The sequence below is a fragment of the Pseudoalteromonas phenolica genome (assembly GCF_005876835.1).
GTDB lineage: Bacteria > Pseudomonadota > Gammaproteobacteria > Enterobacterales > Alteromonadaceae > Pseudoalteromonas > Pseudoalteromonas phenolica_B.
On sequence record NZ_PPSW01000025.1, the window covers coordinates 41,043 to 55,568 of the forward strand.

At 40.0% G+C, this 14,526-nt stretch carries 10 protein-coding genes; 7 read left to right on the forward strand and 3 right to left on the reverse strand.

Features of this window, described 5'->3' with window-relative positions; translation table 11 throughout:
* The first annotated feature begins 84 nt into the window (after positions 1–84).
* Entirely contained in the window at positions 85–2,565 is a 2,481-nt protein-coding gene (locus C1E24_RS15115; RefSeq protein ID WP_138482844.1) for an EAL domain-containing protein, read from the forward strand.
* Here C1E24_RS15115 and C1E24_RS15120 read toward each other — a convergent pair.
* Together C1E24_RS15120 and C1E24_RS15125 are read right to left on the reverse strand one after the other, a co-directional pair.
* On the reverse strand, positions 2,534–3,310 hold the full coding sequence (locus C1E24_RS15120; RefSeq protein WP_138482846.1) for a CLCA_X family protein: 777 nt from the start codon (positions 3,308–3,310) through the stop codon (positions 2,534–2,536). The two genes, C1E24_RS15115 and C1E24_RS15120, sit on opposite strands and share 32 nt — an antisense overlap.
* Positions 3,311–3,312: 2 nt before the next feature.
* Positions 3,313–3,912, reverse strand: coding sequence for a tRNA-uridine aminocarboxypropyltransferase (locus tag C1E24_RS15125; RefSeq protein ID WP_138482848.1), 600 nt, complete (start codon positions 3,910–3,912; stop codon positions 3,313–3,315).
* A gap of 112 nt (positions 3,913–4,024) precedes the next feature.
* Here C1E24_RS15125 and C1E24_RS15130 point away from each other — a divergent pair, with 112 nt between their 5' ends.
* A complete protein-coding gene (locus tag C1E24_RS15130) occupies positions 4,025–4,372 on the forward strand; it encodes an Hpt domain-containing protein (RefSeq protein ID WP_138482850.1) in 348 nt (115 codons plus the stop codon).
* A gap of 82 nt (positions 4,373–4,454) precedes the next feature.
* Complete coding sequence (locus C1E24_RS15135; protein ID WP_138482852.1) at positions 4,455–5,669, forward strand: pyridoxal phosphate-dependent aminotransferase; 1,215 nt, start codon at positions 4,455–4,457, stop codon at positions 5,667–5,669.
* A gap of 52 nt (positions 5,670–5,721) precedes the next feature.
* Here the strand turns inward: C1E24_RS15135 and C1E24_RS15140 are convergent, their stop codons facing one another.
* Entirely contained in the window at positions 5,722–6,756 is a 1,035-nt protein-coding gene (locus tag C1E24_RS15140) for a LacI family DNA-binding transcriptional regulator (RefSeq protein ID WP_138482854.1), read from the reverse strand.
* A gap of 292 nt (positions 6,757–7,048) precedes the next feature.
* Between C1E24_RS15140 and pgi the strand changes: the two genes are divergently transcribed.
* From pgi to C1E24_RS15160, 4 genes are all read left to right on the forward strand, one after another.
* Positions 7,049–8,689, forward strand: a complete 1,641-nt coding sequence (pgi, locus tag C1E24_RS15145) for a glucose-6-phosphate isomerase (protein ID WP_138482856.1) — start codon at positions 7,049–7,051, stop codon at positions 8,687–8,689.
* A 271-nt stretch (positions 8,690–8,960) separates the two neighbouring features.
* Positions 8,961–10,433 (forward strand): glucose-6-phosphate dehydrogenase, encoded by a 1,473-nt coding sequence (gene zwf / locus C1E24_RS15150; RefSeq protein ID WP_138482858.1) that lies wholly within the window; start codon positions 8,961–8,963, stop codon positions 10,431–10,433.
* The gene (gene pgl / locus C1E24_RS15155; protein ID WP_138482860.1) at positions 10,433–11,140 is read left to right on the forward strand and encodes a 6-phosphogluconolactonase; all 708 of its coding nucleotides are present in this window, start codon (positions 10,433–10,435) and stop codon (positions 11,138–11,140) included. Before zwf ends, pgl begins: the two co-directional genes overlap by 1 nt.
* Before the next feature lie 635 nt (positions 11,141–11,775).
* Positions 11,776–14,499 carry a TonB-dependent receptor gene (locus tag C1E24_RS15160; RefSeq protein ID WP_138482862.1) on the forward strand — a complete coding sequence of 908 codons (2,724 nt, stop codon included), beginning with the start codon at positions 11,776–11,778 and terminating at the stop codon, positions 14,497–14,499.
* Positions 14,500–14,526: the final 27 nt, after the last annotated feature.

The window sequence follows — 14,526 nt, forward strand, 5'->3', positions numbered from 1 at the left end:
TTATTTACACTTTTAATCTGGCAGATCCCAAAAAAACCGACATAATTACATCTTAGGCGGCAAGCTTGTATTCAAGGAGATGGTATGTCGGTTTGGGCTTTGAGAGTTTTAGCAATCATTTTGCTACTTGTTTTTTCAGAGGTAAGTGCAAAGGAGTTAGATGTCTTCTATCTTGAAGAAGTCCCCAACTCTCAGATTTCTATTTTAGACGTCATTCAAGACGATGCTCGCTTTACAGCTGAAAGTACTAACACTTTATCTATCCTTTCAGGAAGAAAACACTGGTTCAAGATAGAGCCTAATTTAATGTCATATACTGACAGTTTTCATTGGGTGCTTCACACCGACCAACTACCAAAAGGTCAACTTTCTTTCTACTGGGTTCAATCCGGAAAATTAATCAGTAAATCGGTTTTCTCTCGTCTTAGTAATAGTGCACCAGAAAATAAGATCTTTCCGCATATAAGGCTAACTTCGCAAAATAGCGATGTAGCTATTTATATTGAGGCGGATAATCCAGATAACAAACAACTGAGTTTGAAGCTTTCCACTGCGGAAGAGTTTGATAATTTAAAACAAACACGTCAGTTCTGGTACGGTACTGAACTTGGCTTACTCTATTTTGTTGGCTTATTTATGTTCTTAATGGCTGCAACGAGCAAATATAAGTACCTTGCATATTTAGGCGGCTATTTCACCTTTATTGCATTGCAATATAGCGTGATCACAGGGGTCATTTATTTTTATCTCCCTGACTTAGCTGCCGATTATGTGTCATCTTTAACCGCTTCTTGGTTATTTTTTAGTGCCGCTGCTTGTATCATGTTTAATGCTAAGTTTTTTGCATTAAAGCAGCATTACAAAAGAGCCTACAGAGTGGTTCAGACAACTGCGCGGTTTCTATTAGCGGCAGCCTGTTTTGTTTTAATTTTTCAATCATCTATTTCAACCGCTGCACAAGTTGTGAGCTTTACAGCTTTAATAACCTGCATGCTGACGATTTATTATTTTGCATTTGTAAGTCATCGACCTCTGATAAAGTTGATGTTTATCGCTTGGTTACCAGCATTACTCATTGAAATAGGTCGATTAGGTCTTGAATCAGGGGCTATTGCTCAAAGTGATTTAGTTTGGCCTGTCAGAGTGTTAGTTTTTGTTCATGTCATTCTTATTTGCGTCGCCATTTATTTACTTGATAAGAAAAAGCAGGATTCATTTTTATTTTATAGCTTACATGATAAAGATACAGGCTTGGCAAATCGTCAAGCGCTTCAGCAATTCCTGGATACTTTAGTTGCGAATAAGAAGAACCACACAGTTTTAGCGTTTCGCCCCATGATGTCCGATCAAATAAAGTTAAGCTTCGGTGTGGAGTATGCAAATAAGCGTTTAAGGGTTTTGTTTAAAGAGCTTAAGTCACAAATTAATCCTTACCTTGAAAGTGAAAGTGAAAGTGAAAGCGATCAGCAATCACATCAAATTTATAAACTCTCTGATGGCACTTTTGCACTCGTGTTGATTGGTGATCTCTCACTGAATCAAATCGAACAATATGTTTGCGTTGTTGCGGGTGTGTTTGAAGAAGGGATTGAGCACAAAGGGTTTCAACTTTCAGATCAAATCAAAGTCGGAGTTGCACATTACCCGACTCATGCCATTAACGCTGAACTATTAGTGCAAAGAAGTTTATTAGCTTTGGCAGATAACCATTCATTTGGGGTCAATTGGCATATTTATGATCCGAGTATAGCGGCTATGGCTGAAAGGCGATTAAAGCTATCGGCATCGCTTCAGCATGCGATACAAAACAATGAGTTGTCACTGTTCTTACAGCCACAAGTATTGCTTTGCACCGGCCAAGTATATGGTGCTGAGGGTTTGTTACGCTGGCATCATCCGGATCTAGGTTTTGTTGCGCCCGATGAGTTCATACCCATAGCTGAAGCTTCAGGGCAAATTAATGCCTTAACTGAGTGGGTTATTACACAGGGGTTAAGTTATCAGAAAGAAATTGTTGAGCTATATCCAAACCACATGCTTTCTTTGAATATTTCTGGTAAGGACTTATCAAGAAAAGAGTTGATAGTGCAACTGATTACTCAGCTAAACGAGCTTTCATTAGACTCCTCGCAAATCATTTTGGAAATCACAGAATCTGTTGCGATTGCAGGTAAAGGTAAACTAAAAGAAACCATCGAAGATTATCGTCATTTAGGGGTAAAAATTGCGATTGATGATTATGGTACGGGTTACTCTTCACTCGCATACTTAAGTGAACTTGGTTTTGATGAACTAAAAGTAGATAAACAATTTGTCATGGATATTGAAACTTCGAGTAAAAATCAAACAATCTGTAAGACGACTTGTGATATGGCGAGAAGTCTAGGGTCAATGGTTGTTGCAGAAGGTGTCGAGAACTTAGCAAGTTATAATAAGCTGATGCATTATGGGTGTGACATAGCACAAGGTTATTTTATTTCGAAACCCATTAAGTTTGAAGATTATATGCAGTGGTTGAGCCAAGCTAATTTAGCTATCGATGTAAAGCAGCTCCTAGTGCGTTAAAATAACGATAAATACTAGTTTCTAACTGCTCTCTAAGTGTTTTATCGGGAAAGCCACCTTGTTGGGCGAGCTTACTTTTTTTGACGCCAGACACTAAGAAGTGGTTTTTAATTTCAGTATGGTGACCAATACAGGACTCAAACGCCCGGGCTGTCATTTCTTGCGGACGGCTGAAATAATTTTGTTGATAGGTTTTATCGAGCATAATCGACTCTTTGAAGAAGGTGCTTTCTTGCTGACCCGTTTCATCTAAAAAGCAGTGTTTGTAAAAGTTTGAGAGTTCATCATTCAGTGGGTGAGGGTGATAAGACGCTTCAGTAAGCCATTTCACTGAGGCAAAATCAAAATATTGGCTGTTTGGGTATAAGAATTTACAGATGTAATGATCAAAAGCATGCCACCATTCATGCGCTAGTGCCCCAGCGCCAGCATTTTTAGCTAAAGCGAGTATTTTTCCATTGCTGTCATAATGAGCTTGCACACCTTTTTGTCCACCTGAGCCAAAACTTAAACTGAGTGTTTTTCTTAAACCAATGACTTCAGGAGGTATATTCAGTATTTGTGTTAAATCAGCGAGACTGTCGTAAATTAAATTAGCAGCGATAAAACGCTCTTCTTTCGTCACCCAAGCGCCGACCGTGATGGTTTTAAAGCCAAAAGTACGTTTAATATCTTCAAATAAAATTTGGTCACCAAAACGATAATCTGGCCCCTTTCTATAAAAGTCACTCGTTAGCCTAGCCATAGTTAATCTTCAAAGTACCTTGCTTTAACATGTTCGGGCATAAACTTGGTTTGTTGTTCAATCATGCCATTAAGTAGATGCAATAAAGGTTGATTATCACAGCCGTCAACAACATGAATAAAGTGCCCAACCGCTTCTAAAGTTGAGAGGCTATAAGCTTGCTCTGCTTTACGGATACGGTATTGGTTCTCTGGTATCGATGAAAAGCTGATTTTTTGTAATGACTGAAGCCAAGGGTTTAAAGCAAAAATTTTATTGGTTTTCTTCCAAGTACCATCAATAACCATCAAATGCGTAAGCTTTGGAGCAAGTGCAGAGCAGTCATGTACATCAATAGACTCTTTGCCTGGATATAAAAGAGCAGTGCTTTCTTTAGGAAGATCATTGAGAACTGATGAGAAGTCACGCTCGGTTTCACCAATAACAACTTGTATATCGCTTAATTGTAGCTGCAAAAGACGGACGGTATTTTTAGCCAGGTTCACTTCGTCAGGGTGCTGCAAGATGACAATCTTGGTGCGATTTTTTACTTTTTTAGTGACATATTCACAGACACACGTTGTTACAGGATAATGACATTTTGTACAGTTTGATCGTTTCATTTTCGTTTTCAAGCTCGTAACCTAAGCTGATTTTATCATATTGAAGATTATCTTTTGCCAACATGCTGGTATTTTACTACATTATTGAAAGATATAACGAAAGAGAGCAGTTATGAATGTAACAATCAATGAAGATGCGCTGGCTGGGATGCAGGCTCTGCTTGGAGAGCAATTTGCTGATACGGTGGTGTTTTGCTGTAGCGAGTTCGAAAGGCTCGAAAATGAATTAAGAATGGCACTAAACAATGATAAACAAGAAGCCATTCGTCACGCCCATAGTTTGAAGTCAAATGCAGCGCAATTTGGTGCAACAAGCCTAAGTAATTTAGCGCGTGCGATTGAGCAAGGGTTAATACAAGATGACCTTGATGATATGGACGACAATATGGCGCGTCTATCAGCTCAAGTATCAGGCTCAAAAGCGCAATTATTACAATGGTTAGAAGTAAATTGCAGCTAGAATAAAATTCATTTCATTTATCTTATTTCCCTCTGGTTTTTGCCGTGTGCTTTAGGCTATGCTGGATCTATTGGGGGGAAGTATGTCAAAAATTACTAAAAGCAATAAATTACATGGCGTCTGCTATGACATTCGTGGCCCTGTTTTGCAACAAGCAAAGCAGATGGAAGACGATGGTCTCAAGGTTCTAAAGCTAAATGTAGGCAATCCAGCCTCTTTTGGTTTTGATATGCCAGAAGATATGCACAGAGATATCATTCGAAATCTTTATGCCGCACAAGGCTATTGTGATTCAAAAGGGCTTTATTCTGCTCGAGTCGCTGTTTATCAACATTATCAGCAAAAGCAATTACCACATATTAGTGTAGATAACATTTACATTGGTAATGGGGTGAGCGAGCTTATACAGATGACCACACAAGCGCTGTTAAATTCGGGAGACGAAGTACTTATTCCAGCCCCGGATTATCCGCTTTGGACTGCGTCTGTGAAGTTATCGGGTGGTAAGCCAGTGCATTACATGTGTGATGAAGAGCAAGACTGGTTCCCAGACATTGCTGATATTCGCGCTAAAATCACAGATAAAACTAAAGCACTGGTGTTAATCAATCCAAATAACCCGACAGGCGCGGTTTACGATAAAGCACTATTAGAGGAGTTGGTTAAGGTTGCACGTGAGTATAATCTGCTTATTTTAAGCGATGAGATCTACGAAAAAATACTTTACGATGGAGTAGAGCACTTCTCTATTGCTGCGTTATGTGATGACCTGCCTGTTATTACTTTTAACGGCTTGGCGAAAACTTATCGCGCTGCTGGCTTAAGAATGGGCTGGATGATCTTAAGCGGAAATATAGAGGCGATGAGTGACCTTATTACCGGTTTAGATATACTAGCTTCGATGCGTTTATGTGCCAACGTACCAGCGCAGTTTGCCATTCAACAAGCCCTTGGTGGGGTGCAATCTATTGACAATTTAATCGAACCTGGCGGGCGTTTATACGAGCAAAGAAACATTGCATACGAAGGGCTTAACGCCATTGATGGGATCAGTTGCGTGAAACCTAAAGGCGCACTCTACGCTTTTGCGAAAATTGATGTAGAAAAGTTTAACGTCACTAACGATGAAAAAATGATGCTGGACCTTTTAAAACAAGAGAAGATTTTGCTTGTACATGGAAGGGCATTTAATTGGCATAAGCCAGACCACTTCAGATTGGTTTTCCTGCCTCACAAAGATGAATTGATACCTGCGATGGACAAAATGCAGCGTTTCTTTGCAAGTTATAAGCAGTAATATATTTAAAACATAAAAAAGCGCCAACTGGCGCTTTTTTTGTTTATATCTTTTATACAGGCGCGGGCCCTGTGCTTTCCCGTACTACTATAGACGGTGTAAAGTTTGTAATGATGTCTTTTTCTTGCTTACGGCTGCTGCGAGCTTTACTAAACAGTAAACGTGCTGCATGTTCTGAGATCACGTTATTGGCTTGGTGAGCCGTGGTTAGTTTTGGCCAAGTCTGGCGAGAGAAGGGTGAATCTTCGAACCCAGAAATAGACAGTTGTGCAGGAATTTCAATGTTCATCAAACGAGCAGCAAATAATGCCCCCGCAGCAACCTCATCATTACCGCCTAAAATAGCGGTTACACCAAGCTTGTTATTATTAGCTAGCAGATGTTTTGCACCATTAACACCCGACTCGAAAGAATAGTGACCTTCAAAAATCAGCGACTGATTAAAACTGATATTGTTATCAGTTAATGCTTGCTGGTAACCCGCCAGTCGTTCAGTTGTTGATTTGTGCTCTTTGTCACCTAACACAAATGCAATATTCTTGTGGCCGTGTTTAATGAGGTGCTCTGTAATTTCGTATGCGGCTGCAAAGTCATTTACCAATATGCAGTTACTTTTGCCTTCATTTTGTTCTTCACGACCAGATAGTAAGCGAACATACGGCATATTCATTTCATCAAGCATCTTGATGATATTTTGTTGTTCTGAAAGTGGTGGAGTAAGTACAAGACCTGCAAGACGAGAGCGTTGGATCATAGTTTTGAACTCATCCTGCATTTGGTCGTCTGTACTACTGCAAGGGTGAATAACCAACTCAAAGCCTTCATCCTTGCAACGAGAAAGTACACCATTTTGCATATCAATCACGTAATAAGCATTTGGGTTGTCATAAACAAGCGCAACCGCGAATGATGAAGTACCTGCCAGATTTCGCGCTGCGATATTAGGTTGATAGTTCAATTCCTTTACAGCTTCCATAACGAGGTCATAAGTCTTTTTACGTACAGAAGGTTCTTTGTTGATAACGCGAGATACGGTCTTCATAGACACGCCAGCTAGTTTGGCAACGTCGTTTATAGTCACTTTCATAATTTATTATTCTTCAGCGTGAGAGAGCGAAACGGGCTCTTATTTCATTAAACGGTAATGATGATTAACTATTTTAACCAGGAAAGGAAATAAATAGCATCCTATCTGGAAATAAAAATTTGACTGATACCGGTGTCATTTTAAAAATAATCAGGTATTATCCACATTCTAAAATTGGAAATTAGCCAATTGACAGCGTTGTCATTTTAACTTATGGTTAACTCTGTCGAGTAATTTTAGTGCCGTTTTCAATTTTTAAGTATGTGCACAATCGTGTTTAGAGGAATGAATTATGAACTGCCGAAGTGAACTAAGTAGCTGGCAAGCACTTGAGAAATCAGCAGAAAGCTTGAAGCAACAACATTTAAAGTCGTTATTTGCAAACGATGAAAAACGCTTTGATAAGTTTTCTACTCAGATCCCAGGTATTCTTTTCGATTACTCTAAACAGTTAATTGACGATTCAACATTTGCTCAACTTATTAACCTTGCCGAGCAATGCGATATTGCTGCTTGGCGTGAAAAAATGTTTTCGGGTGAAAAAATCAACATCACTGAAGACAGAGCTGTGTTACATACTGCGTTAAGAAATCGTTCAAACTCAGTGGTTGAAGTAGATGGCGAAGATGTCATGCCATTAGTAAACGCTGAACTAGAAAAAATTAAAGCATTCACTGAAAAAGTGCGTTCAGGTGAATGGTTAGGCTTTACAGGCAAGTCAGTAAAAGATGTAGTTGCAATTGGTGTAGGTGGTTCTAACTTAGGCCCTCAAATGGCAACTGAAGCGTTAAAAGCTTACGCAGATGACACGTTAAATGTACATTATGTTTCGAACGTTGATGGAGTTCAATTACATCAAGCACTCTCTGGCTTAAACCCTGAAACTACGTTATTTGTGATTTCTTCAAAAACGTTTACAACCTCTGAAACCATGACCAATGCACGTTCATCAGTTGCTTGGTTTTTAGAGTCTGATGCAACAGAAGTTGATATTGCAAAACACTTCGTTGCCGTAAGTACTAACCTTGAGAAAACTCGCGCGTTTGGTATTGCAGACGAAAATGTATTTACCATGTGGGATTGGGTTGGTGGCCGCTTCTCTCTTTGGAGTGCTATTGGTTTACCTATCGCACTTTATCTAGGTTACGAGCAGTTTGAAGCTGTGTTGGAAGGCGCTTTCGAAATTGACGAGCACTTCAAAACGGCTAAATTTGCAGAAAACATCCCGCTGATCATGGCGCTATTAAGTGTTTGGAATACCAGCTTCTTAGGCCATACAGCACAAGCCATCTTACCTTATGACCAATCGCTACATATGTTACCAGCATACTTACAACAGGGCGAGATGGAGAGCAATGGTAAGCACGTGTCATTTGATGGTATCCAAGTGCCATATACAACTGTTCCGCTTATTTGGGGTATGACAGGTATTAATGGTCAGCACGCATTTTATCAGTACTTACATCAAGGTAATACGATTGTACCAGCTGATTTTATTGCGTCATTGAAGCCACAGCATAATGTGGGTCAACATCACGATATTTTATTGTCGAACTTCTTCGCACAAACTGAAGCCATGATGGCAGGGGTAGATGCCGAGCAGGTTCGCGCAGACTTAACTGCAAAAGGCAAATCTGAATCAGAAATTGAGCAATTAATTGCACACAAAATTCATCAAGGCAATCGCCCAACAACGTCTATGATATTAGATGTGGTTGATGCCAAAGCGGTAGGTCGACTAATCGCTTTATACGAGCACAAAATTTTCTGCCAAGGCATTATTTTAGAGATTTGTTCTTTTGACCAATGGGGTGTTGAACTTGGTAAAGGTTTAGCATCAGCGATTGAAGCAGAATTAACACAAGAAAATGTTGAGCACCAACACGATGGTTCAACAGCTGGATTAATTGCTTATTACAAGCAAAATCGTTAATGGATTTCGCCTCATCCGAGGCACACCGGTTTCACGCAAAGTGAAAACAATACCTTTGAACGGGTAGCGCTGGAGTTCTTAGGGCCTGTATTTTTGTGAGAGGAATTACAGAGCCCCTAAGACTCATTTTAATCTTTTTCATCATTCCAGCCCCCGTAAAATGCAAACGAATTCAATACCGCAAACCAAGCTTGCTTGGTAAACTACCCAGCAAGCAAGTATGTAGCGCGCCAGAGCTAAACGTCGCGCCTAACCATGTAGAGAGTAAATTATGCTTAACCCTTTTGATATTGTAATTTTTGGCGGTGGTGGTGATTTAGCACTTCGTAAATTATTGCCAGCGATGTATAGAGCTTATCAAGAAGGCAACTTACCTGAAGGCTCTCGTATTTTGCCAACCGTTCGTGGCCAAGAACAACAACAAGAATACATTGAAACGGCGCATCAGGCACTTAAGTCATTTTTATCTGACGGTGAATTTAATGATAAAGATTGGCAAGCGTTTTCAAGTTATCTGATCCCTGTAGTGATCAACGTGACTGAAGCGGATGATAATTGGGACGAATTACACGAAATTCTAAATTCTGATGCAGAAGACAAGTCTCGCGTGTTCTACTTATCACTTCCTCCTGCCGTATACGGTCAATGTTGTGAGATCTTATCAACTAAAGGCCTTATCACAGAAACGTCACGTGTCGTGGTCGAAAAGCCAATTGGTTACTGCGGTAAGTCTGCTGAAGAAATTAATTCGCGCATTGCGGAGTTTTTTAAAGAAGAGCAGATCTTCCGAATTGACCATTACTTAGGTAAAGAAACCGTACAGAACTTAATGGCATTACGCTTCTCGAATGCTTTGTTCGAAAACCTATGGGATGCTAAAACTATTGATAATATTCAGATCAGTATTTCTGAAACAGTTGGTTTAGAATCTCGCGCAGGTTTTTATGATAAAGCCGGTGCCCTTCGTGATATGGTTCAAAACCACCTGTTACAGCTACTTTGCTTGGTTGCGATGGAATCGCCGCATAAGCTAAATGCACAAAGTATCCGTACTGAGAAGCTAAAAGTACTTGAGGCGCTGCGTCCATTACTTGATGAAGACGTTGATAATAACGTAGTACGCGGCCAATATGTTCCAGGTGAGTTAGGTGGAAAAATTGTCCCTGGATACTTAGAAGAGCTTGCAGAAGGCGCAAGTACAACAGAAACATTTGTGGCTATTCGGGCACATATCGATAACTGGCGCTGGTCAGGTGTGCCTTTTTATCTAAGAACGGGTAAGCGCATGAAACAGCGTTGTGCCGAAATCGTGGTTGAATATAAACCAGTCTCGCACAATGTATATGGTAATAATGTAGGCCCAGTACAGCCAAACCGTCTTGTTATCCGCCTTCAACCAGAAGAAAGCATTCAATTAACATTGATGTCTAAAAAATTAGACAAGCATGAAATGCAACTTCAGCCTGTTACACTAAATATTGAGTTAAGCGACCAGTACGAAAATGGTTTCTACTCAGATGCCTATAAACGTCTGATGTTAGATGCTGCGGCCAATAATCCATCACTGTTCATCCATAGACAAGAAGTGCGTCGTGCATGGAAGTGGATTGACCCAATTATTGCTCGTTGGCAAGAAAAGGGCACACCTTCACTTTACCGTGCGGGCTCATGGGGGCCAGAAGCGGCCGATGAGCTTTTAGAAGAGTGTAACCATAAATGGTTTAACGTAGGAGAGGGCGCATAATGGCTAAGTTAACAGAGCGTTTTTTTGATTCAAAAGAGCAGATGACAGAAGCCTTGTCTACTTTATTAAAAGAGCAATTATCGTCAGGTATTGAGCAAGACGGAAAAGCCGTGCTTATGGTTTCAGGCGGTTCATCGCCTGCTCCAGCTTATAAATATCTGGCAAACTTAGAATTCCCATGGGAAAAAGTATCAGTTGCTATGGTTGATGAGCGCTGGGTTGATGCGACCCATGAAAAGTCTAACGAAGCCTTTATTAATTCAACGCTCTTACAAAATCATGCGGCAAAAGCAAACTTTGTCACAATGAAAAACTCTGCAGGAACTGCAGTAGCAGGGCAAGCTGAATGTGAAAAAGCCTATGCTGAATTAAAAACAGCAGATGTGACTATTTTAGGTATGGGGCCGGATGGTCATACAGCCTCATTATTCCCTCATGCTGATGGCTTAAATAATGGCCTAGAAAGTACTGATAAAGTATGTGCAATTAATGCTATCGAAAGTGAAGTGACAGGGAGCATCACTGAGCGTATGAGCTTAACGCTTAGCGGTATAGCAGACGCTCGTAAAGTCGTATTACTCATTTCAGGTGATGCGAAAAAAGCGGTGTATGAAAATGCGAAAGCTGAAGGTTCAGAACATGATGTGCCTTTACGAGCAGTTTTAAATCACCCTAATATAGATTTGACGGTATTTTGGACACCTTAGTTTATTAATTCCTATATCACTGAAAAGCGCGCCCAATGGCGCGTTTTTTGTTTTAAGAGTCAACTTTTTTGCATTTTAATTTTTATTAAGTTCATTATTAGGAGTTTTAGTCACCAGGGAGTCTGAGTAAAAAAGACACAAGCTTTAAAACTGTTATCATTTCACTGCAAGAGTTAACTTAATTTTTTAATTGATTACATTGAATTAAATCGAAATAGACATAGACATAATTGTAATTAAATATGTATAATGACAGCGCTGTCATTGAGAGTAATTATCACCCTTGAATGCTTCTGCCAAAGCAAATAACTCTTCATGTAGACCTAGAATTGAGATCCACAAGGACATTATGTGGCTCAGTTTAATGGTCCGACTTATCCCTTTTATCTATCCACAAACAAAGATTTTGTGCTATATTCAGCTTGTTTTATGTAACAAATTGTCTTTCATATACGTAAAATCACAATATTTTCAGAGCCTTACATTTATTGTTGAATATTTTTTGAGTAGTGTAACAAAAAAAATGTAGCGAAATTGTAATTTACGGTGTATGGTTTGTTATTAGATGACAACGCTGTCATCTTCACTGGGCAGAAGTGAATAAAAAACCAACAAAATGATTCAAGGGGAATCCTGTGTTAGCTAATAATTTTAAGAAAAGCTTAATCGCTGCCAACATCGGTCTAGTACTGACTGCTGGCGTATCGGGCGTTGCATATGCAAATGAAGGCAGCAAGGCTCAAGAAGATGTTGAAGTAATTGAAGTACGTGGTATTCGTCGCTCTTTAGAAGCTGCGATTAATACTAAACGTTTTGCAACATCAGTAGTTGATGCTGTTTCAGCAGAGGACGTCGGTAAGTTTCCAGACAGTGATGTAGGTGAAGCTTTAGGTCGTATCTCAGGCGTTTCAGTAGGTCGTCAATTCGGCCAAGGTCAGCAAGTTTCTATCCGTGGTGCTTCAGCACAATTAACACGTACTCTATTAAACGGTCATACTGTTGCTTCTACAAACTGGTATGATCAACAAGACATTGACAGAAGCTTCAACTATTCATTAATGCCTTCAGAAATGGTAGGCGGAATTGAAGTTTACAAGTCTTCTCAAGCTGACCTTCCTGAAGGTGGTGTTGGTGGTGTTATCATCGTTAACTCTCGTAAACCATTAGACTTAGACGCAAATACAGTTTTCGGTAGTGTTAAATTCGATCATGGTTCTGTTTCAGAGCAGTGGGACCCTGAAGTTTCAGGTCTATACAGCTGGAAAAATGACGACGAAAACTTTGGTGCATTAGTTGCGATGTCTCGTAAGGACACTGAATATCAACGTCGTGGTACAGAAACGATTCTAAACTGGGGTGGTGCAGTAGCGCCAACTGTATTTAAGCAAGACCGTGAGCGTACAGCTCTAAACGTTGCGCTTCAGTATGCGCCAACTGATGAGATGGAGTTTGGTTTGAACTATACTTCATTAGACCTTCAGGCTGACAACATCAACTCTTCATTATTCCTTTTCTCTCAAGGTGCAGATGCTGCTCGTTGGATCCCTTACGGTGACAAATACAGCAACGGTGGCGTTGATGAGAACGAGGTAGATGGCCCTCTTGGTAACATGCCAACTTGTCAAGCTACTAATGCAACAGGTGATTGTGTTAAAACAACTCTAGATGCACTTGCAGGCGGTAGTTGGGGTCAAACTTGGGTTCGTGATGCAGAAATGAATTCAAAGACTCTAGAAATAAATGGTAAATACTCTGGTGATGGTTTTGTAATCGATGGTCGTATCGGTAATACTAAATCTGAAGGTGGTACTAACTTCACTGCAGCACAGCGTAATGGTATCGGTGAAGCGTCTGACTTTGCTGGTGTTTACGATGCAACTGGTAAAATCTTCGCAGTAGATACTGCAGTTAAATCATGGACTCGTGATGATTTTGTTGGTGATTTAGACTTACCAGGTTGGTCTATTAGAAGCCAACCAAATACAGATGAAGAAGATTTTGTTCAAGGTAACATCAAGTTCTATGTAGACTTTGGTGCAATTACTTCAATCAAAACAGGTTTCAGTTATGCAAGCCACTTTGTTGAAGAAAAGACTTTTTGGCCAAACCCTCGTGTAGCTCCTACTAACCAACTTCCTGGTGATGTAAGCAAGCTATATTTAGATAGCCAGCTTCAACTTTCTCAAGGCTTTATGTTCCCAGAAGCGAACTACGATGCACTACTTGAGCGTGCTAAAAGTGGTTTAGGTGAGTGGGAGTTATTACGTTCTGGTTACGGTACAGTTGAAGAAGATAACTTTGCTGCTTACGTAATGGCTGAATTCGAAACTGATGGTGTTCGTGGTAACTTTGGTCTACGTTATATTAGCACAGATGCTGAGTCTGACTTTTTTGCTGTAGATTTTGATGGTATTGCTGCAGGTTTATATGCTGAAGGTGGTTCTCTAGCAGGTTACCAGGCTTATGAGACAACACTAACAACAGAAAAAGCTGATTACAGCGACGTTCTTCCAAGTGTTAATATTGTATTTGACCTAACTGAAGATTTAATTCTTCGTACTTCAGCGTCACAAGTTATCGCTCGTCCAAACTACGCAAATATGTTTGCTCGCCAATCACAAGATGGCTATAACGATGACATCGAAGGCAACGAAGTATTAACTAAGGGTTCTCCAGCACTTAAGCCATTCAAGGCTACTCAAGCTGATTTAAGCTTAGAGTGGTATTATGATTCAAGCGCGTTATTATCATTTACTTATTTCATTAAAGATATTTCAAGCTTCACAACAGCAGGCTTAGAGCCAAATGTGTCGTTAGGTATTGTTGATAACTTTGGTAATGATAATTGGACAATCAGTACTCAGAGAAACTCTACTGGTGGTGAGATCCGCGGTTTTGAACTACAGTGGCAGAACTCATTTGAGAGTGGTTTAGGTTATGTAGCTAACTACACTTTTGTTGATGCTACAGCAGATGCTAAGAACTATGCTGATTTAGTTTCTAACTTCTCAGACTCTTCAAAGCATACTCTTAACTTAGTTGGTTATTATGAAGCTGATAACTACAGTGCACGTTTAGCATATAACTGGCGTTCAGAGTACATGATCCGTGAAGGCGCAGGCTTCTACGGTAACCGTATGCATGACGATTACGGCACACTTGATTTCTCAGCTACATACACATTAAATGACTCTGTAGGTTTCACATTTGAAGTTGTTAACATTCTTGAAGAAGATAGTATTCAACTTGGTGCTGCTCCGACAGAATCAACAATTAAGAATGAGCTGAAGAATAATTATCCAGCATGGTCATTCGAAGGCGAAAGACGTATTAAAGCGGGCGTAAACTTCCGTTTCTAATATAACAAGTAGTTTTAAGCCCAGCCT

What these genes read in the sequence shown, in the direction of transcription:
- zwf (WP_138482858.1), top strand. Translation starts at nt 8,961, where the DNA reads ATGCTTAACCCTTTTGATATTGTAATTTTTGGCGGTGGTGGTGATTTA.
- C1E24_RS15115 (WP_138482844.1), top strand. Translation starts at nt 85, where the DNA reads ATGTCGGTTTGGGCTTTGAGAGTTTTAGCAATCATTTTGCTACTTGTT.
- C1E24_RS15140 (WP_138482854.1), bottom strand. Translation starts at nt 6,756, where the DNA reads ATGAAAGTGACTATAAACGACGTTGCCAAACTAGCTGGCGTGTCTATG.
- C1E24_RS15125 (WP_138482848.1), bottom strand. Translation starts at nt 3,912, where the DNA reads ATGAAACGATCAAACTGTACAAAATGTCATTATCCTGTAACAACGTGT.
- C1E24_RS15135 (WP_138482852.1), top strand. Translation starts at nt 4,455, where the DNA reads ATGTCAAAAATTACTAAAAGCAATAAATTACATGGCGTCTGCTATGAC.
- pgi (WP_138482856.1), top strand. Translation starts at nt 7,049, where the DNA reads ATGAACTGCCGAAGTGAACTAAGTAGCTGGCAAGCACTTGAGAAATCA.
- pgl (WP_138482860.1), top strand. Translation starts at nt 10,433, where the DNA reads ATGGCTAAGTTAACAGAGCGTTTTTTTGATTCAAAAGAGCAGATGACA.
- C1E24_RS15130 (WP_138482850.1), top strand. Translation starts at nt 4,025, where the DNA reads ATGAATGTAACAATCAATGAAGATGCGCTGGCTGGGATGCAGGCTCTG.
- C1E24_RS15120 (WP_138482846.1), bottom strand. Translation starts at nt 3,310, where the DNA reads ATGGCTAGGCTAACGAGTGACTTTTATAGAAAGGGGCCAGATTATCGT.